Source organism: Carnobacterium alterfunditum DSM 5972 (assembly GCF_000744115.1).
In the GTDB taxonomy this organism is placed as follows: domain Bacteria; phylum Bacillota; class Bacilli; order Lactobacillales; family Carnobacteriaceae; genus Carnobacterium_B; species Carnobacterium_B alterfunditum.
On sequence record NZ_JQLG01000004.1, the window covers coordinates 1549209 to 1575715 of the forward strand.

Annotated in this window: 22 protein-coding genes; 17 read left to right on the top strand and 5 right to left on the bottom strand. The window is 37.9% G+C overall.

The genetic code is table 11. The features are described from left to right. The first annotated feature begins 10 nt into the window (after window positions 1–10). From BR50_RS07735 to BR50_RS07775, 10 genes are all read left to right on the top strand, one after another. Window positions 11–1318 (top strand): dihydrolipoamide acetyltransferase family protein, encoded by a 1308-nt coding sequence (locus tag BR50_RS07735; protein ID WP_034547651.1) that lies wholly within the window; start codon window positions 11–13, stop codon window positions 1316–1318. Between the two features lie 524 nt (window positions 1319–1842). Continuing rightward, window positions 1843–1983 carry a hypothetical protein gene (locus BR50_RS12775; RefSeq protein WP_156097504.1) on the top strand — a complete coding sequence of 47 codons (141 nt, stop codon included), beginning with the start codon at window positions 1843–1845 and terminating at the stop codon, window positions 1981–1983. Window positions 1984–2185: 202 nt separating this feature from the next. After that, on the top strand, window positions 2186–3226 hold the full coding sequence (locus BR50_RS07740; protein ID WP_034547653.1) for an ABC transporter substrate-binding protein: 1041 nt from the start codon (window positions 2186–2188) through the stop codon (window positions 3224–3226). A 25-nt stretch (window positions 3227–3251) separates the two neighbouring features. Further along, on the top strand, window positions 3252–4319 hold the full coding sequence (locus tag BR50_RS07745) for a FecCD family ABC transporter permease (protein WP_051905821.1): 1068 nt from the start codon (window positions 3252–3254) through the stop codon (window positions 4317–4319). Between the two features lie 2 nt (window positions 4320–4321). Continuing rightward, window positions 4322–5080, top strand: a complete 759-nt coding sequence (locus BR50_RS07750) for an ABC transporter ATP-binding protein (protein ID WP_034547655.1) — start codon at window positions 4322–4324, stop codon at window positions 5078–5080. 369 nt (window positions 5081–5449) lie between these two features. Further along, window positions 5450–6487 carry a zinc-binding dehydrogenase gene (locus BR50_RS07755; protein WP_034547657.1) on the top strand — a complete coding sequence of 346 codons (1038 nt, stop codon included), beginning with the start codon at window positions 5450–5452 and terminating at the stop codon, window positions 6485–6487. 186 nt (window positions 6488–6673) lie between these two features. Continuing rightward, window positions 6674–7486: an alpha/beta fold hydrolase gene (locus BR50_RS07760; protein ID WP_034547659.1), complete on the top strand. Its 813-nt coding sequence runs from the start codon at window positions 6674–6676 to the stop codon at window positions 7484–7486. A 384-nt stretch (window positions 7487–7870) separates the two neighbouring features. After that, on the top strand, window positions 7871–8659 hold the full coding sequence (locus BR50_RS07765) for an enoyl-CoA hydratase/isomerase family protein (protein WP_034547660.1): 789 nt from the start codon (window positions 7871–7873) through the stop codon (window positions 8657–8659). A gap of 151 nt (window positions 8660–8810) precedes the next feature. Continuing rightward, entirely contained in the window at window positions 8811–9752 is a 942-nt protein-coding gene (locus BR50_RS07770; protein WP_074200263.1) for an ABC transporter permease, read from the top strand. Continuing rightward, a complete protein-coding gene (locus tag BR50_RS07775) occupies window positions 9753–10847 on the top strand; it encodes an ABC transporter permease (RefSeq protein ID WP_034547662.1) in 1095 nt (364 codons plus the stop codon). It begins immediately after the preceding gene. A gap of 828 nt (window positions 10848–11675) precedes the next feature. Here BR50_RS07775 and BR50_RS12605 read toward each other — a convergent pair. Beyond that, window positions 11676–12451, bottom strand: a protein-coding gene (locus BR50_RS12605) for an IS5 family transposase (RefSeq protein WP_143298334.1) whose coding sequence is annotated in 2 segments (ribosomal slippage) — window positions 11676–12112 and window positions 12112–12451 — 777 coding nt in all. Because the reading frame shifts where the segments join, the coding sequence is not laid out codon by codon here. Window positions 12452–12605: 154 nt separating this feature from the next. Between BR50_RS12605 and BR50_RS07785 the strand changes: the two genes are divergently transcribed. From BR50_RS07785 to BR50_RS07795, 3 genes are all read left to right on the top strand, one after another. Further along, on the top strand, window positions 12606–13592 hold the full coding sequence (locus BR50_RS07785) for a tRNA dihydrouridine synthase (protein WP_034547664.1): 987 nt from the start codon (window positions 12606–12608) through the stop codon (window positions 13590–13592). Between the two features lie 455 nt (window positions 13593–14047). After that, entirely contained in the window at window positions 14048–14704 is a 657-nt protein-coding gene (locus BR50_RS07790) for a potassium channel family protein (RefSeq protein ID WP_034547665.1), read from the top strand. 64 nt (window positions 14705–14768) lie between these two features. Beyond that, a complete protein-coding gene (locus tag BR50_RS07795) occupies window positions 14769–16058 on the top strand; it encodes a TrkH family potassium uptake protein (RefSeq protein ID WP_245792761.1) in 1290 nt (429 codons plus the stop codon). Window positions 16059–16325: 267 nt separating this feature from the next. On the opposite strand, the gene BR50_RS12610 is transcribed toward BR50_RS07795, so the two are convergent. Both BR50_RS12610 and BR50_RS07805 read right to left on the bottom strand, forming a co-directional pair. Beyond that, window positions 16326–17101, bottom strand: a protein-coding gene (locus tag BR50_RS12610) for an IS5 family transposase (protein WP_143298345.1) whose coding sequence is annotated in 2 segments (ribosomal slippage) — window positions 16326–16762 and window positions 16762–17101 — 777 coding nt in all. Because the reading frame shifts where the segments join, the coding sequence is not laid out codon by codon here. Between the two features lie 221 nt (window positions 17102–17322). After that, window positions 17323–18732, bottom strand: coding sequence for an ISLre2 family transposase (locus BR50_RS07805; protein WP_034545297.1), 1410 nt, complete (start codon window positions 18730–18732; stop codon window positions 17323–17325). A gap of 286 nt (window positions 18733–19018) precedes the next feature. Between BR50_RS07805 and BR50_RS07810 the strand changes: the two genes are divergently transcribed. After that, entirely contained in the window at window positions 19019–20797 is a 1779-nt protein-coding gene (locus BR50_RS07810; protein WP_051905768.1) for a DUF2207 domain-containing protein, read from the top strand. Between the two features lie 333 nt (window positions 20798–21130). On the opposite strand, the gene BR50_RS07815 is transcribed toward BR50_RS07810, so the two are convergent. Further along, window positions 21131–21502: a Zn-finger containing protein gene (locus BR50_RS07815; protein WP_034547669.1), complete on the bottom strand. Its 372-nt coding sequence runs from the start codon at window positions 21500–21502 to the stop codon at window positions 21131–21133. A 288-nt stretch (window positions 21503–21790) separates the two neighbouring features. On the opposite strand from BR50_RS07815, the gene BR50_RS07820 reads away from it, so the two are divergent. Next, complete coding sequence (locus tag BR50_RS07820; protein ID WP_034547671.1) at window positions 21791–22975, top strand: CapA family protein; 1185 nt, start codon at window positions 21791–21793, stop codon at window positions 22973–22975. A gap of 20 nt (window positions 22976–22995) precedes the next feature. Here BR50_RS07820 and BR50_RS12615 read toward each other — a convergent pair. Next, window positions 22996–23771 (bottom strand): IS5 family transposase gene (locus BR50_RS12615; RefSeq protein WP_143298346.1). Its coding sequence is split into 2 segments (ribosomal slippage): window positions 22996–23432 and window positions 23432–23771, totalling 777 coding nucleotides; the frame shifts between segments, so codons are not numbered across the junction. A 124-nt stretch (window positions 23772–23895) separates the two neighbouring features. Here BR50_RS12615 and BR50_RS07830 point away from each other — a divergent pair. After that, window positions 23896–24810, top strand: a complete 915-nt coding sequence (locus BR50_RS07830) for an ABC transporter ATP-binding protein (protein WP_034547675.1) — start codon at window positions 23896–23898, stop codon at window positions 24808–24810. Between the two features lie 2 nt (window positions 24811–24812). Further along, window positions 24813–26411 (top strand): ABC transporter permease, encoded by a 1599-nt coding sequence (locus BR50_RS07835; protein ID WP_034547677.1) that lies wholly within the window; start codon window positions 24813–24815, stop codon window positions 26409–26411. Window positions 26412–26507 lie beyond the last annotated feature (96 nt).

A 26507-nucleotide genomic window follows, 5' to 3' on the forward strand; every position in this document is an offset into this window, starting at 1 on the left:
TGACGAACATATGAGTAAAGAAATTGTGATGCCAAAATTAGGAATGACGATGACAGAAGGAACTGTTGAGGTTTGGGATAAGCAAGTTGGAGAAACAGTCAAAAAAGGAGAAACGGTTTGTACAATCAGTTCAGAAAAATTAACACAAGACGTAGAATCTCCAATTGATGGTGTCGTTTTAAAAATTTTGGTTGACGAAGGTTCTCTGGCTAAGGTTGGAGAAGTCCTTGCGTTAGTTGGAGAAGAAGAAACAGAGGAAACGCAACAAGTAAGTAGTGAAATGGAAGTTCCGGTCGAGGCAGTAGTGAATCAATCAGCAGAAGAAGGCGTATCTGAAATTGATCAAGCCGCATCTGCAGGAATAAAAGCCGATATTTTTGAGATTACAGACACTTCCGATAAATCACGTCAAGGAGTTACTTCCAGAAGTGCGTCAAAAGAAACCGGACGTCTTTTCATTACACCTTTAGCTAAAAAGATGGCAAAAGAAAAAGGCCTAGACATGAGTCAAATTCATGGGACTGGCGGCAACGGACGAATCACTAAATATGATGTATTAACAGCTGTACAAGCTCAAGCTGCTTTTGTTCCATCAGGTCAAAAGATTGCTCCACAAACGCAAGAAACAGTAGGTGAAGGACTTAGCGGCATGCGTAAAGTCATTGCCCAAAATATGCGTCGTAGCCTTTCTCAAACTGCCCAGTTGACTCTGCACCGCAAAGTAGATGTAGAAAAATTGATGGAATTCCGGAGTATGTTGAAGAAAGAGTTGGCTGACTCAGGCTCGTATACAAAAATAACAATTACTGCGCTTTTAGCTAAAGCTGTGGCTCAGGCATTGAAAGAAGACCACCGATTAAATACTCGTTATGACGGCCAACAATTAGAGCAACCGAAGGAAGTCCATATAGGTATTGCTACCGCATTGGATGAAGGATTGGTTGTTCCGGTTATTCAAAATGCCGATACGAAATCCATAGGAAAGATTGCGGATGAAATCAAAGACTTAAGTGAACGAGGACGTCAAGGCACTCTTTCAGCGGATGAAATGCATGGTAGTACGTTCAGTATCACCAATATGGGAGGCGGCGGAGTAGAGTACTTCACTCCAATATTGAACAACCCAGAAGTAGCAATACTGGGTGTCGGAGCTCTTCAAAAGGAATTGAAACTGGATGAAGAGGGTAACGTTAAAGAACATTCTATGATCCCGCTTAGTTTATCATTCGATCATCAAATTATTGATGGTTCTGTAGCAGGTGAATTCCTCATCACACTGGCACGATATATAGAACACCCTTACTTGCTAGTTTTGTAAGTTTGCTTGTGTAAATTAGAGGAGACTGCCTCATTATAAAATGAACCTAATAATTAGCGACCCACAAAAGTTAGAGTAAAATCTAACCTTTGGAGGTCGCTTTTTCATGGCAAAATATAGTGAAGAATTTAATTGGCCTATATTCAATCAATAAATACCTGAATAATTCATACCTTTTTCAAAAAATAATAAAAATTATGTTTTTACCGCTAGTTTTACCTTAACTTTTGGCTTTCTATTTTGAGATGATCGAACTAAGGCTTGTTGCATATACTCAAACGGAAAAATGGTTCTGAGTTGACCGAACTAAGGCTAGTTGGGCATACTCAAACAGAAAAATGGTATTGAGTTGATTGAACAGAGGCTTGTTGCATATACTCAAACAGAAAAATGGTTTTGAGATTATCGAACTGAAGCCTGTTGGGCATACTCAAACGGAAAAATGAGTTTGAGATGACCGAACTAAGGCTTGTTGGGCATACTCAAACAGAAAAATGGTATTGAGTTGATTGAACAGAGGCTAGTTGGACATACTCAAACAGAAAAATGGTTTTGAGTTGATCGAACTAAGGCTTGTTCCACTAGCTCAAACAGAAAACGGTTCTGAGTTGATCGAACAAAGGATTATTGCATATACTCAAGCAGAAAAAGATACTAAAATATGAAAGGGTATTCTAATGTTTTGTGAATATTTTAACATTGCTATTTACTTTAATAAAATTCAATCATATAATTAGAAATGAAAACTGTTCTGAATTAAAAAGCTTGATTCGCTTTAGCTAGTTCTAGATATTGTGTATAAGTAAAATAGTGAAAGAATAGGATTGAACGAATAAAAAAATAAATAGTATAAATGGAGTGAAAAAAATGAATACATTAAAAATGGCAAAATATATAGGACTTGTTACGGTTTCAAGCTTGTTGCTAGGTGCGTGTGGACAAGAGAATGCTGCAGAAGAGCAGGCAAATGTGGATGAAAAGGCAACTGAACAGGCAGCGGAAACAACTTTTCCATTAACACTGAATAACTATACTGTATCGTCAGAAGGCGCAGTATTTTCTAAAAAAGAAATCACTTACGAATCTAGTCCAAAATCGATTGTTGCTAATAATCAGGGAACAGCGGAGTTGCTGCTTCAAATTGGCTTAGCTGAGGATATCATTGGTGTAGCTGCATTATACGGTGAAGGTGACGAAACAGTAGCTGAGGATTTCGCTAGCATACCTGTTTTGGCAGAAGGATATGTTGGGAAAGAATTGGTCGTAGGTGCTGATCCGGATATCGTTGTGGGACGAGGACAGCTGTTTGCAAGTACCGAGTGGGGAACGGGAACGGTTGAAGAATTGAACGAAGTGGATATTCAGACTTATGTTCAAGCGACATCAACGGCCGACGCAACTTTTGATGATTTATATACAGATATTGCTAATTTAGGGAAATTATTTACAGTTGAAGAGAAGGCACAACAATTTTCAACGGATGTGAAAATACGGATGGATGCGATAGTCTCAGGTATTCCTGCTAACCAGGAAGCACTTGAATATGCTTACTTATTTGGAGCAGAAGGTACTAACGTAGAAATATATAGTGGTGCAGCAGACACTTACTTAAATGATGCTTTAAGTTATATGGACTTGAATAATACATTTGCAGATGCAACGGGAGAAATCAGTGCTGAAGCCTTATTGGAAGCTGATCCAGACGTGTTATTTCTGGTCAACTACACTGGTGGACGCGATCCCAAAGAAAGTTTAGCCGATTTGAAAGCAAATGACGCACTGTCAAGTCTAACTGCGATCAAGGAAGACCGGATTTATACTATCGATTACAATCAGTTCTGGAGTTACGGTTACCAAATCTTAACCGGTATGGAACAACTCAGTGCCGAATTGTATGGCGAAAATTAATTTATAGCTAGGAAGGAATAAAATGATGAACCGCATCAACAAACAACGCCGATTATTCTATATAAGTTTGCTTCTATTTATCGTATTGATTGTTTTTTCAGTTGGGATCGGCGTCGCAGTCGGACAGGTCGCGGTACCTCTAAAAGAATCTTTTCAGATACTGCTTAAAAACTTGTCAGGTGGGATAGTTGATAATTTAGCTGGCGTTTCTTCTAGTGCTCATGAGAATATCATCTGGCAGATTCGGTTTCCAAGAGTACTTTTAGCGATGCTCACGGGTATGGGGTTATCATTAGCCGGTGCGGTCATGCAGACAACAGTCCAGAATCCACTCGCAGATCCTTATATCTTAGGTATCTCGTCGGGTGCATCTCTAGGTGCGACTTTTGCTATCATGATTGGCTTTGGCGGGACCAGTATATTGGCTCAACTTGGTTTATCTTTTTGGGCATTCCTAGGTGCTGTGACAGCTGCGCTTCTGGTCTTACTTTTATCGAATGTGAATGGCCAAATGAATTCTACCAAACTGATTTTATCAGGGATGGTATTAAATGCCCTTTTTACAGCATTTTCTAATTTTATTATTTATATAGCTAATGATGCGGAAGGTATTCGTTCAGTAACTTTTTGGATGATGGGAAGTTTGGCAGGAGCAAGCTGGTCCAAGCTTCCGTTGATAGCCACAGTTGTCCTGATTTGTTTTTTATTCTTCTTAACACAAGAACGTATTTTAAATATCATGCTATTGGGCGATGAAGCAGCTATTACGCTTGGGGTGAATTTGAGGTTTTACCGTAAATTGTATCTCGTTATCACTTCGATTTTAACCGGTATTATTGTTGCAAATAGTGGAATGATTGGATTTGTGGGGTTGATTATTCCACATATTGTCCGAGGGATAGTCGGATCAAATCATCGTTACTTTTTACCATTATCTGTTTTTTCGGGATCCTTATTCATGGTGTGGTCCGATATTTTATCTCGTATTATCCTGCCAACGGTTGAATTGCCTATCGGTATTTTGACATCTTTGATCGGCGCACCACTGTTCATTTATATTTTTATCAAAAAAGGCTACGAGTTTGGAGGGTAAGCATGAAGTTAACGATCGATAACGTATCAGTATCTATTGCCTCCCATAAAATTATAGAAGATGTTTCCTTACACGTCAGTAAGAATCAGTTCGTAGGTCTGATTGGACCGAATGGCTGTGGGAAATCGACTTTATTGAAAAGTGTTACTAAAATACTTGAACCCAATAAAGGAGTCATTACGCTGGGTGACGAGAATGTTCAGGAACTTTCAAATAAACAGCTCGCAAAAAAATTAGGTGTGGTGGGACAGTTCCACCAAGTCAATTTTGATTTTTCCATCCGTGACATGTTATTGCTCGGACGGTCACCCTACAAAGGTTTGATGGAGAGAGAAAATGCTCTGGATTATGAAATTGTTGAGAAGGTCCTTATCCAACTGGAATTGGAAAAAATCGCTGACAGGAGTTTCTTATCACTGTCAGGTGGCGAAAAACAGCGGGTCATATTAGGCAGAACTTTAGTCCAACAGCCTAAATTTCTAGTTTTAGATGAGCCCACCAATCATTTGGATATCAAATATCAATTGAGTATTTTGAAAACAGTCAGTTCCCTATCGATTGGTGTATTAGCTGCTTTACATGATTTGAATTTGGCTGCACGTTTTACGGATTACTTGTACGCTATGAAAGATGGACAGATCATTAAAGAAGGAAGACCTGAAGAAGTTTTAACACAAGCGGTCATTAAAGATCTGTATGAAGTCGATTGTCGCACATATATTAATCCTATTTCAGGTAAACAGACTATTGAATTTCTATGAAAATAAAAAAATTGAAAAACACTTAAATAAAAGGAAATAATGAAATATAGTCTTCTACAGAATTACACAAATCCTGAAGAGTTTTCTTGCTAACGCTTTTATAAAAAAACCAAAAACTAAAACACTCATTTTCGGTTAGGGGCCCATCCCCTTAAGTAATGAGTTTTTTTAGCGAGCACTTTTTGAGGACTAGTCCTAGCTTTTAAATTGTATTTCCTCTACTTCATCATAAGTTTGTTTCAATTAAGTTCTATACACATAGTTCACCTTCCTAAAATAATCGGAAGCTTACCTAATAAATAGTCGAAATATAATTATGATATAATGCAGTAATTACATTCACAGAAAATCAGAAAGGTAATGATATTTATGAAAACAGTACAAGTAACGGGATACGGAGATGTAGATAAATTACAATTAGTTGACCAAGCTATTCCAGACCCAAAAGAAAATGAAGTGCTGATCAAAGTCAAAGCATGCGCAATAAACAATACAGAGATTTGGATGAGAGAAGGGGCTTACGGCACAGGCTCAAAATCGGGATGGCGACCAGAAGGAGTTCATTTTCCTCGCACCCCAGGCTCTGATATAGCAGGAACCATTGTTAAGTCAGGTAGTGCTGTAGATAAGACCATGATTGGAAAGGATGTTGTCCTTTTCCCATTTACCTCAAGTGGAAAGCCCGGGTTCGAACATATTTCAGAAGATATGTCTTTCATAGGTTCTGAATATGATGGTGGATATGCGGAATTTGTGGCGTGGCCTGCTCACCTTTGCTTTGACATGCCTCTCTCCGACTACACAGAAAGTTCTGTGTTCACAGTTAGTGGTTTGACAGCATGGCATATGAACGAACAAATTCAAGTTCAGCCTGAAGAAACGATAATGGTAACTGGATCAAATGGCGGCGTGGGATCCTTAAATGTACAAATTGCCTCAAAAGTATTTGGCGCTAAAGTAATTGTGATTGTTGGAGACTTAACTTTGGAAGGAAAAATGAAGGAACTGGGTGCAACACATGTATTATCTTATAAATCAGATAACCTTGCTGAAGAAATCATTCAGGTGAACGGTGGTCCGGTTGACTCGGTACTAGACGTTGTCGGAGATGCTTTGTTCTCTACTTCTTTAGAAGTACTGAAAAAAGGCGGGAAATTCTGTACATCTGGATCTGCTGGCGGTCAGAAAACAGAACTTGATTTTAGAAAAATATATTTAAAACATATTACGCTTTATGGCTCTGTATTAGGTACTAGAGAAGAGTTTAAACGCCTACTTCAGGCTGTATCTGAAGGGAAAATAAAACCAGTAATTGATCGTACTTTTCCTTTAGAAGAAGCACGAGAAGCTCAACTTTATTTTAAAAAAGCAGGAAAATTAGGGAAAGTGGTCCTGATTAATTCATAACTCTCAATTATGTGTTCATTTTCTAAAATTATATCGCTTAATTGTCTCTTTTGAGATTTCACTCTAACATGGGTGAATCATGAATCCTATTCACGATAAATAAGTATTAGATCCTAGTCTGTATCCCTTTAAAAAAGAAGCAATTCTATTATACTTAGGTTGAAAAGGTAATAGGAGGAAATTAAGATGAAAAAAATCATTAAAGGAAAGAATGATGTGTCTATTGCAGTAGAAGATATAGGCTATGGGCAACCAATTATTTTCTTGCATGGCTGGCCGTTTGATCATCAGATGTTTGAATATCAGTACAATTATTTTTTGCCTAGAGGCTATCGAGTGATTGGAGTCGATTTTAGTGGGTTTGGTGACTCAGATCTGGTTATTGAGGAGTATGGCTACGATACATTGGCTGATGATATCAAAGTGGTTTTAGAAGAACTTCAAATTGAAGAAGCTATTTTAGTTGGATTCTCAATGGGTGGAGCAGTAGCAACGCATTACATGGCTCGCCATCAAGGATTTGGAATCAAGAAGTTGATCTTGATCAGTGCGGCGGTTCCACAATTCGCTAAGAAACCTGCTTACTCAATCGGTATTAAAAAATCGGAAATTACTTCCATGATTGACCAAATCCAAATTGATCGGCCTAAAATGATTCAAGACTTTATTAAAAAGTTGTTTCATGAGAAAACCTATGGCTCCTATAAAGATTGGCTGACAAGCTTAGCATTAAGGGCTTCTTCTTATGGGATGATTCTTTCAGCTCTTGCTATGCGGGATGAGAATGTACAAGCAGATCTTGAACAGATTACAGTGCCAACTTTGATTTTTCACGGTGAAAAAGACACTGTTTGTTCGTACGAAGTTGTTGAAGAGATGACCCAATTGATCCCTAAAAATATTGTTGTACCTTTTAGAAAAAGCGGTCATGCGATTTTTCATGATGAAACAGACAAGTTGAATCGGACGATGCTGATGTTTATTCAAAATAAGAACTAAAGAAAAAGCTAGGAACAGAAATTGTTGCTAGCTTTTTTATCGTTCGCTAGCCGAAATTTTATTTTTCTTAAGCTAAAACCTCATAAATCTAGTCAATGGCTGTTGAATCATCTTTCCAATAGATGAAAATGGAAACTAGTCAATTTTTAAACTAAAAGGATAAAGGTGTATATAAAATAGTTTGTTTAAGACATTCGCAGCTGGCATTAGTAAGGCTAATATCAGCTATGAAAAATAGTAATTTGTATCATATCAGCCATAGGGATATACTTAAAATGCGAATGGAAGCGCTTTTTTAAAATCGAAGAATGATTTCGTAAAATAGACTTATTACTGGTTATGAAAGAAAGCAATGGTTGCCATAAAAGAGAGGTGGAGTAAAAAGTGTATAAAACAATCTTGTATGAAGAAAAAGAGACTATTGCGTACATTACTTTTAATAGACCTGAGGTGGGAAATGCTTTCTCAGAAGATTCATTTCGAGAAATTCCAGCAGCTTTAACGAAGGCATCAGAAGATGCTTCTATCCGTGCAGTAGTTTTGACAGGAAAAGGAAAGTTGTTTTGTGGCGGGGGAGACGTCAACCAATTTAAAGAAGTTATTGAAAGAGATGATGGGGGGATCCCAGAACAGTTGGTAGAAGCTACTGGAGCAATGAGTCGTGCTATCCGAAACTGCAGCAAACCGGTTATTGCTGCTATTAATGGAGCGGCAGCTGGTGCGGGTGTCGGGGTTGCGTTGGCAGCTGATTTTTGTATCATGGAAAAACGCAGCTCTCTTGTTACAGCTTTTGTAGGCATGGGATTACCAGGAGACACAAGTGTGCTCTATTTCTTACAAAAGATGGTAGGGACCGCAATAGCTACCGAATTATTGATGCTTTCTAAGCCGATCAAAGGTGAGCGTGCCTCTGAGTTAGGTTTGGTAAATCAAGTCGTTGAAGATGGTACATTAGAGGAAGAGACATGGGCATTTGCCAAAAAAGTAGCTTCTTTACCAACTCAAACGATTTCCTATCAAAAAGAACTGTTCAATGAGTTTTTTTATAGCGATTTAGAGAAATTCAATCAGAGAGAGGCACAACTGATGCATCTGGCTTCTTTAACAGATGATCATAAAGAAGCTGTTACGGCCTTTCTTGAAAAAAGAGCCCCTCACTTTAAAGGTCACTGAACAAAGATACTTACGAAAAAAGGTAATTACCATCTTAATGAAACATAATCGCATCAGGTCTGACGAAGTTGCATCTTAAATACAAAGGATGCAGCTTCTTTGCTGTGACTCCATATACGAGCTGCTTGAAGATGAAAATTTTGCAGAGATCATGATTGTGGAGGAGTTTGATAATCTAAGTTCAGCAACTCAAGCAATGAATAAAGATGAAATTGCCGGGTTCATCACAATTCCAGAAAATTTTAGCTATCATGTATGGCAGTCTATCTATCATGAAGAAGACACGTCAAGTGCTTTAAATATGACTGTAAATGAAGCTGAAAATATGGCCTCGATTATTATTGAGAGTGTGGTCACAACGTTTGTTGCGCAATATAATTTGGAGACATCTATTGCTTTAGCGACTAACGGACAAGCTGAGGCAGAAAATCAAACGATACAACAGGGTGAAAAAGTACAACTTTCGGTCGAAGAGCCGGTAAGTGCGTTCCAATATTATACGATTGGAATGGGAGTCATGTTTGCACTCTCAACAGCTCCAATCATAGCAACTCGTGCTTTCAAAGAAAAAGAGCAACATGTTTTTGGGCGCATCATGCTATCTGGTACAAAACCGTTGACGTATCTAAGCAGTAAAATGATTTCTGGAACCTTGATTACATTTGTACAATTAGCTATCCTTTTCGCGTTATCTACATTGATTTTTGGGACATTCAAAGGGAGAGATAGTGATTTTTGGATAAATGTAGTGTACACGACAGGTTTATACTCATTATTAGTTGGAAGTCTAGCGAGCATACTCACTTCTATTTCTTTGTATGCAAATGATAACAGAACAGTTGGATTCTTCGGATCTTTTGTCAGTGTATTTGCCTTTTTAGGTGGTAGTTACACCCCTGTAGAACAATTTTCAGAATATTTAAAACAAGTTGGGAATTGGACTCCAAATGGAGCAATGATGACTTCTTATTTGCAATTGCTGCAAGGATTTGATTTTCAAGAAGTGCTTCCTTTGATGCTGAGAGTGATTGGGATGACGGTCATTTCATTACTTATGGCAGTCATCATATTTCCAAAAAGGAGGTTAGATTAAATGGGCAATGTATTTATACTCCAATGGAAAAGATTGATGAAGCATCCTCTGGTCGTCGTAATGTTTTTAGGATTAACCATTTTATTTGTTTATTTTATGGGTGGAAGTCAAGGGAGTTCGTCTATAAATGTACAATTATACAGTGAAAGTTTAACGAAAGAAGAATTAAATAGTTGGATAGATCGCTTAAATAAAGATGATTCGATTATTTTTGAAGCAACTGATTATGAAACCGTAGAAGAAGAAATACGAATGAATGAGATTGGCTATGCGATGGAAATAGGAGCAGAAACCTATCAATTTTTAGTTGGTAGAGAAGATGAGCGCTTACCGGTAGTAGACCAACACGTCAACCAAATTTTTAGGGAGCAGGTCCGTCTAGAAAAGGTTAGAGCGGAGTTTCCAGATAGCGAAATTGAAGTACGGGAATTTTTAACGGTTGAAGGAATAACACAAACTGGGGATTCAGGGACCCTGAATCGGTATCAATTGAGTATTTTAACTGGAATGACTTTTTACTTTGCGATGTTTACTATTTTGTACCTACAAATAAACGTAGTAGAAGAGAAGAAAAAGGGAACTTGGAATCGATTGATTTTTTCTCCACTTTCTAAGACCCAGATTTATTTAGGTTTGCTTTCGCATTATTTTTTAGTAGGATTAGTGCAGATAGTGATTGCCTTTTTCATTTTAACTAATCTATTAGATCTTGATTTAGGGACAAACTATGTATCGATGGCAGCTGTTACTTTGGCATTTATTTTTACCATCGTTTCTTTAGGGATGCTGATATCAGCTTTAGTACCTTCGCCGCAATCGCTACAAGTCGTTATTCCGATCGTCGCTACGTCGATGGCGATGTTAGGTGGAGCCTTCTGGCCTTTAGATATAGTTGATAACCGATTCTTACTCTTCATAGCTGAGTTTATTCCTATTAAACACGGTCTAAATGGAATGGTAGATGCTATCTATTCAGGATTTCCACTTAGCCAACTGCTGCAACCCATTGGGATTCTACTCCTTATGGGGGATCTTATTCATGGGAATGGGGATCAACTTGATGGAGCGCGTATCAAATGTATAGATGCTAAATAATTGTAAATATTAGTAAGAAAAGCTGTTCTGGAATGAACAGCTTTTTTTGTCTGTTTTTTTTAATTGTTGATAGATCAGGTAGATCACTTATTTGGAAATTTCTGTAGGAATAGGAGTTGCTTGTAGCCATGTAAAGGATCCATGGCTCTCCACAAGCAAACCCGTTATTTCAGAATATTTTTTTTCTTAAGAAAAGTAGCTACGAGTAGGTTGATGGTGATTGTTCATTCATTCGGCTAACTTAGCTTCATACTACTCATTAGGAGCTGGAACAGTTATCGTCTATTCCTGAGTCTTGCCATCGTCTTTAAAGCGATATAAGTCTTCATTGCTACTGTGGGGTTGTTTCAAGCATTGATGAGGCTATGCTTGCTTTTTTGTGTAGAAAGTGTAGCTTGAATCTCGTTACTCTGTTATAATGGCGTTCGACGTAGTAAAATACAACGAGACACTATGCCTCTGGTTTTTTCGAAAGCTATAAAAAAACTTTCAAATTAGCTATAATTTTTAGTGTAGATAGACTTAATCTAATGACATTACTTACCCAAATTTCTGGAGGAATAGGGTTGCTTGTAGCCTAACATGAAGCACTGTGGGCAAATAACACTAAGTGTATCATGTTTGTAAGCAGCTAAAGCAGCAACAACCATGACAACTTTTGGTTGTAGGCTTCAGGCGTTCCCTTGGCTCTCCACAAGCAAACCCGTCCATTCCAGAAGAATTTTTTTGAAGTATCCACGCCATTTGATGTAGAAATTTTTTAAAGAGATTTTATAAACTAATTTTTGAGAGAAATCTATTTCTGTTATACTAGGTTGTGTCTTAAAACTATTTGGTTAAGAGAAAAATAGCTGCTATATATACAAAGGCTAAGTAGGACGTTGCGAGTTTATCATAACGTGTCGCGATATGACGGAAATGCTTTAACTTATTAAAGAAACACTCCACCAAATGACGTTCTTTATATAGCCACCAATCAACAGTCCAAGGTTCTTTTGTATTTTTCTTTGGTGGAATGGTATAAGTCGCATCGTGATTCGTCACATAAGTCCGAATGTCTAAAGAACCGTATGCACGATCGCCAATAACATTACTGCCTTGTATTTCAACGTGTTGAAGAACTTCAATAGCGAGAACACTATCATGGAGATTTCCACCTGATAGCTGAAAATATAATGGATTTCCTAATCCGTCTACGATGACATGTATTTTTGTTGTGTGCCCACCACTGCTTTTACCGATATGTTGCGAGATGACAGAATTTAGCCCCCTTTTTTTGCACCGGCACTCTGCTGATGCGCCGTTACAACGGTTGAATCGATACTCAAGTTTTCGTAATCTGCTTCATAATTCAACGTAATAAAAAGGGATTCAAGTAAACCAGTATCACGCCATAAACAAAAGCGGCTATAGACCGTTTTCCATGATCCGTAGCGTTCTTTTGGCAGATCTCGCCAAGCAGCACCGCTTCTAGCAATCCATAAAACAGCATTGAACATTATACGATTGCTTTTAGGTGGTCTACCTGTGTGATATTCGGGAAACAGATTTTTGATTTGATTCCACTGCACATCAGTCAGCTCATAACGTTCAATACTCATCATGATCACTCCTGTTTTCTTTTATTATACCGAAAATCAGGATGGCAGTCAGTTTTCAGACACGCCCTAATTAAAATAAAAATAAAAATATAAAGGTAATAGAGAAGAAGCAGATTCTTTTTGTTTTTTTTCAATTTTTATACGAAAGGATTGTAAAATGAAAGATAATTTTTGGCAAGAATTGCCGCGACCGTTTTTTGTATTGGCACCCATGGAAGATGTGACAGATGTTGTGTTTCGCCATGTTGTCGCTAAAGCAGCAAAACCCGATGTTTTTTTTACTGAATTTACGAATAGTGAAAGCTATTGCCACCCTGATGGCAAAGAAAGTGTGCGTGGACGTTTGACGTTTACTGAAGACGAACAGCCTATGGTCGCTCATATTTGGGGAGATAAACCTGAATTCTTTAAAGAGATGAGTATTGGTGTGGCCGAACTCGGCTATCGTGGAATCGATCTCAATATGGGATGCCCAGCACCTAACGTTTTTAAACATGGTAGAGGTTCAGGCTTGATTCTTCGTACAGAAGTTGCTGCTGAATTGATACAAGCATCCAAAGCAGGAGGTATTCCTGTAAGTGTTAAGACTCGATTAGGTCATGCTAGTATAGATGAATATACTGCGTGGCTCACTCACTTATTGAAACAAGATATTGCTAATCTATCTATCCATCTGCGTACGAAAAGAGAAATGAGTAAGGTAGATGCTCACTGGGAACTCATTCCAGAGATAAAGAAATTACGTGATGAAATTGCCCCACAAACGTTAATAACGATTAACGGAGACATTCCTGATTACAAAACCGGTATGGAGCTGGCTGAAAAGTATGGCATTGATGGAGTGATGATTGGACGAGGTATCTTTCATAATCCATTTGCTTTTGAAAAAGAGCCAAAAGAACACGGTCCAAAAGAATTATTAAATCTTTTTAAACACCACTTAGATTTATTTGATCAATTTTCAGAAAAAGGGACCAATGCCTTTAAGCCACTTCGTCGTTTCTTTAAAATTTATATTCGCGAATTTAAAGGAGCGAGCAGTTTGAGGGTTCAATTGATGGATACGAAGACAACAGATGAAGTTCGTGCATTATTAGCTGAGTTTGAAGAGAAGCACCTTTTAGAAGAGAAAAGCAGTTTATAAGTAAAGAGCAAGCCTAAGAAATCGCATTGATTTCTTAGGCTTTTTCTATGAAATTTAGTGAAATGATTTTTTTGAAAGTGGTCATCGATTTGAATGCTGTCATCTTCTAAGGGCATAATATTCAGCTCTTATTGAGTACCTATAAAAATGAAACAAAACAGCTCTTTAAAGTGTTATTATTGAAGTAATTAGTTGGTCGAAATCACTTGAATTATGAAAGTGTACATACTATGATGACTAATGAAGAATGAACTTATATTCGAATAGATCAAACAGCTAAATTGTACAAATGAATTTTAAAACTTTTTTAGATTCTCTGCTTATAAAAGACTCAATAAAGTCGTTAGCTGTAGTTAAGAAAATTTTAAAAAAATGAAGTATTGACGCAAAGTTAGTTGGCTGAGAGAGTTGGACTCTCCAGTCTGTAATTGCTCGAATAGAAGAGGAGCTTAATTATGAAAAAAGATTTCGTAGTTATTGGGTTAGCAAGATTTGGTAGTAGTGTATGTAAAGAATTGTATCGTTTGGGCCATCAAGTTTTGGCAATAGATACAAATGAGGCAAAAGTGAATGCTGTTTTAGATCATAGCACAAAGGCTGTAATAGCAGATGCTTCCCGTGAAGATGTTCTTAAGTCTTTAGGTGTTGGAAACTTTGATTACGCTATAGTTGCCATTGGAGATAATATGCAGTCTAGCATACTATGTACCCTATTGTTAAAAGAAATGGGTATAAAAAATGTTTGGGTAAAGGCTCAAGATTCTAACCACGCAAAAGTCCTTACTAAAATCGGTGCGGATAGGATCATTCAGCCAGAATACGATATGGGGATCAGAGTTGCTAATCAATTGGAATCTGGAAAACTACAAGAATATATTGAGCTATCTGAGGATTATAGCATCTCAGAACTATATATAACAAAAAAATTAGCTAATAAGACGCTCAATGATACAGATATCAGATCAAAGTACGGTTGCACTATTTTAGCTGTAAAGAATGGGAAAAAGGTGAATATCTCTCCTTCACCTGATGACAAACTATACGAAGGCGATATGATCGTTGTCATTGGAAACAACGAAGATATAAAACGTTTTGAAGAGAAAGGGCTGTAAATAAATGAACAAGGTCAATCTGAAAAAATATTTAAAACGATCTACTAGGCGCTTTAGTCCACCTATGACAGTCGTTTTCAGTTTCTTTACGCTTATTTTAATTGGTACAGCATTATTAAAATTACCCTTTGCGACTACACAAACCATTTCTTGGTTAGATACGTTATTTACAGCCACTTCTGCTGTTACGGTAACAGGATTGATCGTAGTCGATACGGGGACAGCCTTCACTCTATTCGGACAAACAATCATTATAATGCTCATGCAACTTGGAGGATTAGGATTAATGACCTCTGCCGTTTTTATCTTTTTCATATTCAAACGAAGAATTGGCATGCAACAAAGAGATCTCGTTAAAGAATCTTTAAATCAAGGCTCTTCAGGGGGCGTTATCCGCTTGGTGCGTCATGTGCTTTTTTTCTCTTTAAGTATCGAACTGATTGGTTTTACCTTATTGTCCATTAAATGGATCCCAGAATTTGGAGTTTGGAAAGGTGCCTTTTATAGTTTATTCCATACTGTTGCAGCCTTTAATAATGCTGGGTTTTCTCTGTGGGCTGATAATTTATCCGGCTATGTAGGAGATCCTGTCGTTAACTTAACGATTACAAGCCTATTTGTTTTAGGAGGAATAGGATTTACTGTTCTTTTAGATGTGTGGAATAAGAAAAAATTTAAGTCATTGACTCTGCATTCAAAAGTTATGATCGTAGGTACCCTGATCATAAATGCCATTGCAATAATTTTAATTTTTGTGCTAGAATATTCAAATCCTCAAACTTTAGGCAGTTTATCACTTGGAGATAAAGCATGGAGTGCTTATTTTCAAGGTTTGACTCCTAGAACAGCCGGTTTTAATTCAATCGATATCACTGCGTTAACAGCACCTTCTATGCTCTTGACGATCCTCTTGATGTTTATTGGGGCAGGGAGTGCGTCAACTGGTAGTGGGATCAAGTTAAGTACTTTTATTATTTTACTTTTAACAACGACTACAAGTCTAAGAGGTGGAGAAGAAGTATCTTTATTTGGACGAAGGATCAGGAATAGTGCTGTTTTTAGAGCTTTAACGTTGACAACAATAAGCTTTTTATTAGTTTTTATAGCTATTTTCATCTTAACGATAACTGAAAATGGATCGTTTATCGATATCGTTTTTGAAGTTGTTTCAGCATTTGGAACAGTAGGACTCTCAGCAGGCTTGACACCTGAACTATCCATTATAGGTAGATTTGTGATCATGTTCGTCATGTTCATAGGGCGTATCGGACCTATTACGATTGTCTCTATATTGATTGCTAGAAAAGGAACTTCCTTGATACGTTACCCTCAAGAAGATCTATTCATCGGATAATATCGACAGCCCAAAAGAAGGTCAATGGTTGACCTATTTAAGAATAGGCAGCATCAGAACTGAAACTAATGGGAGTATAAAATTTTAGCGTGAATTTATTGGAGATACAATTCTAACCGGTCATCGATGAAGAGAAGAAAGCTTTGCGTTAGTTCTAGGAATTAGTTTTATACTGATTTTCTAGAAACTAATAATAAAGCTTTCTTTTTTTTCTAAATAATTTTCCAAATAATATAATGGAGAAAATTATTAGGTTGTGTCTTAAAACTATTTGGTTAAGAGAAAAATAGCTGCTATATATACAAAGGCTAAGTAGGACGTTGCGAGTTTATCATAACGTGTCGCGATATGACGGAAATGCTTTAACTTATTAAAGAAACACTCCACCAAATGACGTTCTTTATATAGCCACCAATCAACAGTCCAAGGTTCTTTTGTATTTTTCTTTGGTGGAATGGTATAAGTCGCATCGTGATTCGTCACATAAGTCCGAATGTCTAAAGAACCGTATGCACGATCGCCAATAACATTACTGCCTTGTATTTCAACGTGTTGAAGAACTTCAATAGCGAGAACACTATCATGGAGATTTCCACCTGATAGCTGAAAATATAATGGATTTCCTAATCCGTCTACGATGACATGTATTTTTGTTGTGTGCCCACCACTGCTTTTACCGATATGTTGCGAGATGACAGAATTTAGCCCCCTTTTTTTGCACCGGCACTCTGCTGATGCGCCGTTACAACGGTTGAATCGATACTCAAGTTTTCGTAATCTGCTTCATAATTCAACGTAATAAAAAGGGATTCAAGTAAACCAGTATCACGCCATAAACAAAAGCGGCTATAGACCGTTTTCCATGATCCGTAGCGTTCTTTTGGCAGATCTCGCCAAGCAGCACCGCTTCTAGCAATCCATAAAACAGCATTGAACATTATACGATTGCTTTTAGGTGGTCTACCTGTGTGATATTCGGGAAACAGATTTTTGATTTGATTCCACTGCACATCAGTCAGCTCATAACGTTTAATACTCATCATGATCACTCCTGTTTTCTTTTATTATACCGAAAATCAGGATGGCAGTCAGTTTTCAGACACGCCCTGTCTGTGTCAAGTTTTTCTCGGTCGTCCTATTATCCTGCTAGTTTAGGCGTTCTACTTTTGTACACTCGTCTACTACCGCACGGCTCCGCCGTTTGCTGGCCCATCCGTTTGGAGAAGGTTCCTAAAACAAGGAACCTTCCCCAAACAGAAGGGAATTAACGAAAACTTTTTATGAGTTTCCCCATTGCTGATGAATGAGAAGCATACAACGGCATTGTCCCATCCTTTGCACCAACCGACTGACGTGTCTTCTGATGCAATAGCGACGATAAACGAACCGTTTGTTTCAGCTTGCGTTGTTGTCTCGTACTCCTATTTTGTTGGTGAAGATAGGCGTCACGTAACGTGTGATTTAAGATGCCTTGTTTTACCTTTACCATGGCTTCACAGCCTTCTTCGCTCCAATGCATCCCACGCTTTTTCATCCGAAAAGAAATATGCCGCTGATTCGACTCCATTGCGCCTAAACCTCTTGCGTCCTGCGGAACCTGTTCTACTTTTTCACGCCAATCGAAAATTCGATCCCAATTCCGTAATACGTATGTTCTAAAGGTAGTCAGTTTTTCCACTGCTGGTGTCTCGTCTAGTGTGCTTTCATAAGTATCCAACCAGATTGTTAACTCATTTAAATCATGTGTTTTTAAAGCTTGATTGACCTTCTGTTTAAAGAGGCTAGTCTGTGAACCAAACGCGCGATTTAAGCCTTGGAAGATGTGATAAGAGTCTAACTGATTGACTACAGGATAGTTCGACTGAGAAAAGGCTTCTTGAAATTTGTCTGCGGTATAGCCTTGTCCACCGTCACTATTGGTAATGACTTGAGCTTGTTGTAACGCATAATGACTCGCAGTAAAGGCTTGAACTTCTGCCCAAAAACCAGCCGTTTTTTTAGTCGTCATGATCGCTTTAGGCTCCTTTAAGGAGACTCTCTTTCCATTTTTCTCCCAGCCTTCGTAAAGTAGCGCATGACGAACTTCTAAGCTTTTTCTCTTTTCCGTCCCACGAACAAAAATGCCATCAGCCTCGGCGTAAAAATAGTCCACTTTTTTACCTTCTGGCAACTCGACGGCTTCGTCTAGTTCTACTACCATTTCTTCATCTTCACGTGCTTGTGCTCCTCCAACTCGTTTAAGAAGACTGCCGACTGTTTGGTGACTAATAGTGACTGCCGTCCATTCTTTCAATAATTCAGCGGTGTCCCGGTAGGTACACTTACTAGCTAGTTCTGCTACTTTCACTTCTACGAGTGGACTATGGCGTTGGTAGTTTCGAATGCCTAACCAGTCATCTAGCGGATAATGATTTTGACTCTCTTGATCGACCATTAAGGTACGGCGATAACGAACAGGACCAAAAATAAACTGAACGGTTTTCCAATCGTCTCGTTTCACTTTCCAGCCTTCGCCTTGTTTTTGTTCTTTGATCACTTGATTCATATGGGTGAAGATATCTCCTACTAATTCAGTGAATACTTCATACATATAGAGTTGTATAGACTCCTCTGTAGCGATTAAATCGCTCGATTCCTTTATTATTTCATATAATTTTGTTATAATTCTATCCATAAGAAGGCCTCTTTCATCTATGTATTTGCCGCTCAGCATACATTTATGATAGAACGCCTTCTTTCATTTTGCTAGTAAAAAATAAAATCATCTCGAGAACTATTTTACACATACGACACGCCCTAATAACGATTATTTAGAGGAAACGTTTCCTAGATTAGAGTATTAGTGTGTATACTATAGATAAATAGAAAACCTCGACCAAAAATTGTTGCCAAAATGGGTCGGAAATAGTTCGTACAATAAAAAAATTGGGTCAAGTACATATAGAGAAAGGGGTAACGAGATGAATAAAAGAGTAAGAATGTCATTGTCTATTGGAGCAGCGTTTCTGTTTAGTATGGCGTTTGGAGAAGTCGTTTTTGCAGAAAATGAATTAACGGATATCACGATCGAAATTGAACTGCAAGAAGACGGCTCTGGAATCGTCAAAGAACATAGAAAGATGAACATGGATGATGGTACTGAATTATATATTGTGTTAAATGATCTGCAGGATTCTAAACTGCTGGATTTTTCGGTTATGGGTTTTCAAAAAATAGATCCATGGGAACCAGATGCTTCCTTAGAGGAAAAGGCTGATCACTATGGCATTGTCGGGACAGATGACGGATTAGAACTCATATGGGGTATTGGTAAATATGGCGAAAATGACTACGAAGTGACGTACGCTTTATCAAACTTAGTGCGCGAATTGGAAGATGGACAAGGCTTACTATGGAATTTTGATACATTTTCTGATATTCCTGCAGAAAAATTGACGGTTAAAATCACTGGATTTGAGCCCTTTACAGAAGAGAATGTCCGTTTCTGGGGTTTTGGATTTGAAGGCGATATCCAATTAGAAGGCAACACGATCGTATGGGAAGCGGAGGAAGTAGTAAACAATAGCAAAGATGTAACGGTATTGCTGCAATTTCCACAAGTCCTTTTCGCTACACAAGCCAATGTTGGTATGACATCGGAAGAACAGCGTGAAATGGCAATGAACGGCTCAGCGTATAATGATGAGGCTACTTCTAATACAGTTCCTATCGTCATCCTCTCTCTCATTGCAGTTACTGGTGGAGGAGCCACAGTTTTTGCTATCAAGTATTATAAAAAATTGAAACAAGCAAAAGAAGCAGCTGGACAAATGCGAACAGGGAAACAACGAGTCAAGGAGAATAAAACGGTTATATTAGAGGGAATCCCCTATCAAGGAGAAGACTTTGCCGGTATTGCTTATTTGCTGCAAGATATAGACAAGGGCTATTTTGAAGATTACTTCTCAGCTTATTTATTGAGATGGTCGTATGAAAAGCGGATCATTATCCATACTGCCGAAGATAAGTCATTATTTAGCGATGGATTTGATACTGAAATAGAGATCCCTCATTTTGAGGAAGAGCGTGCGCGTTATCCCCAATCATTCACAAAATTTGTTGATAAAATCAAGACAAATCATGGGGAGACTTATGAAACTGGTTTATGGCTCATGTTATTGGACGCTTCAAACAGTAACGGGTTTATTGAAGATAATAAAATGAAAAAATGGGCAAAAAAACATGCTAAAGAAGTAGGGAAGTTTGCGGATTATTTGATAGATTATTCAAAAGAGTTCTTAGAAAAAGAAAGACTTATTTCATTCAAAGAAATCAAAGTATGGGGAACGAAAAGCGAAGTAGCCATTGCAAGTCCTGAAGGTGATAAATTATTTGATCGTCTGGTTCAATTTGATAATTATTTGGAAGAAATCGATTTAGAAGGTTTTGCGGATAATACTAATCCATTCACTTTTGAAGAATTTTTGTTCTGGAACACTTTGTACTATAGAAGTGAAGAACTGACAGAAGAGTTCAAGGAAATGATCCCGAATCCGAATAATATCTCTGGGGAAAATCAATTCATTTATTATTACTGGTATTGGAATGGGGTAACAGGATTTAGAAATAACTGGTCTAGTGGATTAGCAAGCGGCGGATTTCACTCAAGTTCTTCATCAGCAGCATCCGGAACAGGCGGTTCAACTTCCTTTGGTGGAGGAGGAGGTGCCGGTGGTGGAGGCGGTGGAGGGGCTCGATAGGTGAGTCTCCTAATAGTTTGATGTGTATTAATTAGTTTTAAATACTAAAAAAGACAAAACATCTTTTAAAGATGTTTTGTCTTTTTTTGTTATAGATTTAGTTCATTCCATCTCTAATCGAATCCTACATAGACTCTTTCACTTTGGATATTACAAGGTACTCCATTGCTATCAAGAGTGCTGATAAAATCATTGTGTTAGATCAAGGGGATATTTTAGGAGTTAGAAAGTTTTTTTACAGCAAAAAAACAGCAGCTCGATTTGATTTTCCGAAAAGTCTGGCAAACGGTTAAGTGGCTGCTGTTTCTAGAGGAATATCGCTAAAGGGAACCGTTAAGTTTTTTTAGTGAATTGCTCTTCGCAGTGAGAGCATTTGATTGTGATTTTTCCTTTTTTTCGCGGGACACGCAATTTTTTATGACAGTTAGGACAAGAATAGTATTTATATACTTTTCGCTCCTGAATTTTTTTAAGTTGTTTTCTCCATTTGCTATCGATCCTTCGTTTGAAGGTTAGAAATTTTTGATTCTCCTGATACCGTTTTGATCGGTTACGGGAAAAGGTTCGATAGTAACCTAGAATGACAGCTATCCATCCAAAGAAACCGCCGATTGGCCAATTTAGTAAATTAAATAAGACAACAATAGCAAGTCCTCCGTAAAGCAAATAGTTTGACAGCTTATCGACGCCATATCTGCCAATCATAAATTTTTGAAATCCAATTTTTAATTTTTTTATTTGATATTGTCGCCTCTTTCTCTATTTTTCCATAAAAGTACTGACCAATAGTGTAACATGCTGTAAAAAATCCAACGACCATCTTTAGTCTGATTTTAATAATAAATTTGTTCTTATAATAGGGGACTTATAAAGCTTTACATTTAGAAAGAAAACGCTTACGATTATTTTGAATAGAGAGCTAATGATATTTAATGAGCAAGTTAAAAAAATGAAGAGAATAATCAAAAAATTCGTCTGAGAAGGAGAAAAAATATGAAGAAAATTGGATTCTTATTAGCTGCATTAATCGTAAGCGGGTGTGCAAATGACGTTAGTGAAAATTCTGAGCAAGCCTCATCAGAAATCGTTTCTACCAGTGAGGCATCAGTTGAATCGGAAGACCAGCTAAGCGAAGAAAAAAGAATTTCCTTTATGGGAGTAGGGGATAACCTGATCCATACAGGGATATTTGAAGAAGCACAGTTAGAAGATGGGACCTACGATTTTAAACCTATGTTTGAAAATGTAGCAAACGATATCGAAGCTGCAGATTTAGCCTTTATTAATCAGGAGACACTGTTGGGTGGGGATGAATTCGGTTTTTCTGGCTATCCAGCGTTTAATACACCTAGCGACATGGCGGGAAATTTAAATGAATTGGGTTTTGATTTAGTTAACGGAGCATCCAATCATTCATTAGATAAAGGAGAAAAAGGTGTTTTGAATACTTTGGAAATATGGAATGAACAAGAGAACATGGTCTTTACAGGAGTATTTGATTCCCAAGAAGATCGTGATGCTATTCCGGTTATTGAACGTGACGGCGTAACTTTTTCATTTTTAGCCTATACATATGGTACAAATGGAATTGAGCCAGATGTTTCTTACCGATTGAATTATTTTGACGAAGCGTTGATCACTCAAGATATTGAACGAGCAAAGCAAGTTAGTGATTTCGTCATCGTATCTGCACATTGGGGCGAGGAGCACATGCTTGAGCCAAATGAATTTCAAAAACAATATGCTCAATTGTTTACCGATCTAGGAGTGGATGTTGTGATTGGGACCCATCCTCACGTGATCCAACCGATTGAGTGGATGGAAGGGGAAAACGGCAATCAGACATTGGTCGTTTACTCATTAGGTAACTTTCTTTCCGCTATGTCAACAGGAACTGAAAATAATATGTTGGGTGGAATGATTTCATTTGATTTCGTCCTGACCGAAGAAGAAAAAGCTATTAAAAATGTCAAATGGGATGGGATAGTGATGCATTACAAAGGCAATAATACTGATAGCACTGATTCAAGAAGAGGCTTCAAAATCTATCCGTTAGCTGATTATACTGAAGAACTGGCTACTCAGCACACCCTTAACAGTGCTCAAGGAAATCAAATTTCTAAAGAATCTTTACAGCAGACGACTGAAACAGTCATTGATGCTGATTTTTTAAAATAAGACTAGGTTGTGTCTTAAAACTATTTGGTTAAGAGAAAAATAGCTGCTATATATACAAAGGCTAAGTAGGACGTTGCGAGTTTATCATAACGTGTCGCGATATGACGGAAATGCTTTAACTTATTAAAGAAACACTCCACCAAATGACGTTCTTTATATAGCCACCAATCAACAGTCCAAGGTTCTTTTGTATTTTTCTTTGGTGGAATGGTATAAGTCGCATCGTGATTCGTCACATAAGTCCGAATGTCTAAAGAACCGTATGCACGATCGCCAATAACATTACTGCCTTGTATTTCAACGTGTTGAAGAACTTCAATAGCGAGAACACTATCATGGAGATTTCCACCTGATAGCTGAAAATATAATGGATTTCCTAATCCGTCTACGATGACATGTATTTTTGTTGTGTGCCCACCACTGCTTTTACCGATATGTTGCGAGATGACAGAATTTAGCCCCCTTTTTTTGCACCGGCACTCTGCTGATGCGCCGTTACAACGGTTGAATCGATACTCAAGTTTTCGTAATCTGCTTCATAATTCAACGTAATAAAAAGGGATTCAAGTAAACCAGTATCACGCCATAAACAAAAGCGGCTATAGACCGTTTTCCATGATCCGTAACGTTCTTTTGGCAGATTTCGCCAAGCAGCACCGCTTCTAGCAATCCATAAAACAGCATTGAACATTATACGATTGCTTTTAGGTGGTCTACCTGTGTGATATTCGGGAAACAGATTTTTGATTTGATTCCACTGCACATCAGTCAGCTCATAACGTTCAATACTCATCATGATCACTCCTGTTTTCTTTTATTATACCGAAAATCAGGATGGCAGTCAGTTTTCAGACACGCCCTAATATAATAATTGTAATCAATACCGCCAGCCAGAAAGTGTAGCAGTAGGAGGAGTGAAAATGAATGTCGTAGAAGTAAAAGGATTGACTAAACGATTTGGGAAATTTACAGCTTTGAAAAAAATCGATCTATCCATAAATGAAGGTGAAATATATGGCTTTATTGGTCCAAATGGTGCTGGTAAGTCGACGACTATTCGTGTGTTGTTAGGGATGTTAAAACCTAATGAAGGACAAGTGACGATTTTTGGAAAAGATGCCTGGAAAGATGCTGTAGAAATTCATAAAAGAATAGCGTATGTTCCAGGTGAGGCTGATCTATGGCCTAATCTAACCGGTGGTGAAGTGATTGATTTATTTTTAACTATGCGTGGTAATGGCAATAAAAGCCGGCGCGATGAGCTGATCCAACTGTTTAAACTAGATCCAGCGAAAAGATGTCGGGCATATTCAAAGGGGAATCGACAAAAAATAGCCTTGATTGCAGCTTTTGCGTCAGATGCTGATCTATATATTCTTGATGAACCAACTGCAGGATTGGACCCGCTAATGGAGCGTATTTTTCAGGAGTGTATTTTAGAGGTGAAACGACAAGGAAAGACCGTCTTATTATCGAGCCATATTCTTTCAGAAGTTGAGAAATTATGCGATCGGGTAGCTATTATTCGCGAAGGTGAACTGATTGAAACAGGGACGCTTTCCCAAATGCGCCATTTGATACGCTCAAAATTGATCGTTGAAACGCAGGAGACGCTGACTGGATTGTCCGATTTAAAAGGGGTACATGATGTCATCCATACAAAAGCGGGTTGGACGTTTCAGGTAGATAATGAAGAAATGGCAAAAATCATTAGTCATATCAGCCAATTCGGCGTTTTAAAGCTTGAAAGTGGTCCGCCAACGCTAGAAGATCTATTTATCCGTCACTACAAAGGAGATAGTGAGAAACCAAGCGCCACAAAGGAAGGTGTCTAATAATGGTCGCTCAGTTATTTAAAGGAACAACTCGAATCATACGACTGCTTTTTCAGCGGAATAGATTGAAAATCAGTTTGTGGTTAATCGGTTTGGTTGGTGTTTCAATGGCATCCTTAACGGCGTATACAACTATATATACAGGTCAAAAAGAAATCGTTGAATTTGGCTTAACGATGCAAAATCCGGCTATGGTAGCCATGCTGGGAAAGGGTTATGAGATTGAATCATTTAATCTAGGAACCATTTTTGCAAGTGAATTATTGCTGTTTTCAGCTATTGCAGTGAGTATTATGAATATCTTGCTTGTCACCTCAAGTACGAGAATGGATGAAGAAGAAGGCCGTTTGGAACTCATTCGAGCGTTACCAGTTGGACGGTTGTCTTATTTATCAGCTGCTGCAATAATGATGGCCATTGTAAACACCTCAATCTTCATGCTTTTATCGATAGGTTTAGAATTAGTTGATCAAGAAGTGTTTTATTTAGAATCTTCTTTACTCTATGGTGCTGCTCTTGCAAGTACAGGCTTATTCTTTGCAGGAGTTGCAATGATTGCTGCACAAGTTGCACAAACGACAAGAGGAGCGATAGCTATTTCTTTTGGAACATTGATAACAGCTTATATTATAAGAGCAATCGGAGATGTCAGTAATGAAACATTGTCTTTATTTTCTCCGTTAGGATGGACTGTTCGAACAAATGTATTTGCTGGAAACGAATGGTGGCCGGTTATTGCTTTGGTCTGTGGAGCTGCAGTTTTGTTGGTAGGTGCCTTTTATCTGGATCATAAAAGAGATATCAATGCAGGCCTGCTGTCTGATCGAAAAGGAAAGATCCATGCCTCACCTTTTTTAAAAAGCCAGCTTGGTTTAACTTGGCGGTTAGAAAAAGGAACCATTATTTCATGGGCTATTGGTATTTTTTTAATGAGTATTGCTTACGGTGCCATTTTAGGAGACTTAGAAGCTTACTTCTCAGACTTTGAATTGGTCCAAGGAATTTTATCAGATAGTACGACTGCTTCTATGACAGAACAATTTGTCACATTATTGATTGGTATCGTGTCTGTTTTTGCAGCTATTCCTGGTATTTCTATCTTATTAAAATTAAAAAAAGAAGAAAGGCAAGGAAGAACGGACAACTTTTATAGCCGAGCTGTTTCTCGCAATAAAATTTTGGGTAGTCGCTATGCCATAGCATTTTTTACAGCGATAGTGATGCAATTGTTGATTGGACTAGGGCTGTATGCTTCGGCAAGTCAAGTAATGGAAAAAAGTATTGATTTAGGGACCATTTTAATGTCTTCACTTGTCTATATTCCAGCTATTTGGGTGGTGCTGGGTTTAACGACATTACTAGTAGGAGCTTTCCCTAAGGGAGCGATTTTAGTTTGGACCTACGTATTTTTTACCTTTTTAGTCCTTTATCTGGGCAACCTACTCGAATTTCCAGCGTGGTTGAAAAATTTATCAGCTTTCTACCACATACCGCAACTTCCAAATGAAGAGCTTGCTTGGTTTCCTTTGAGCACGTTGAGTATAGTAGGAATAGTTCTTTCTGGCGTCGGATTTATAGGCTACAATAAAAGAGACATCTAACAGAGCCAAAATTAGTTGTGGCTGCACATTTTACTCCTTAACAAAGGTGTCAGAAAATTAAAACTTGAAAAATATTGACATATACTGTATTTCAAG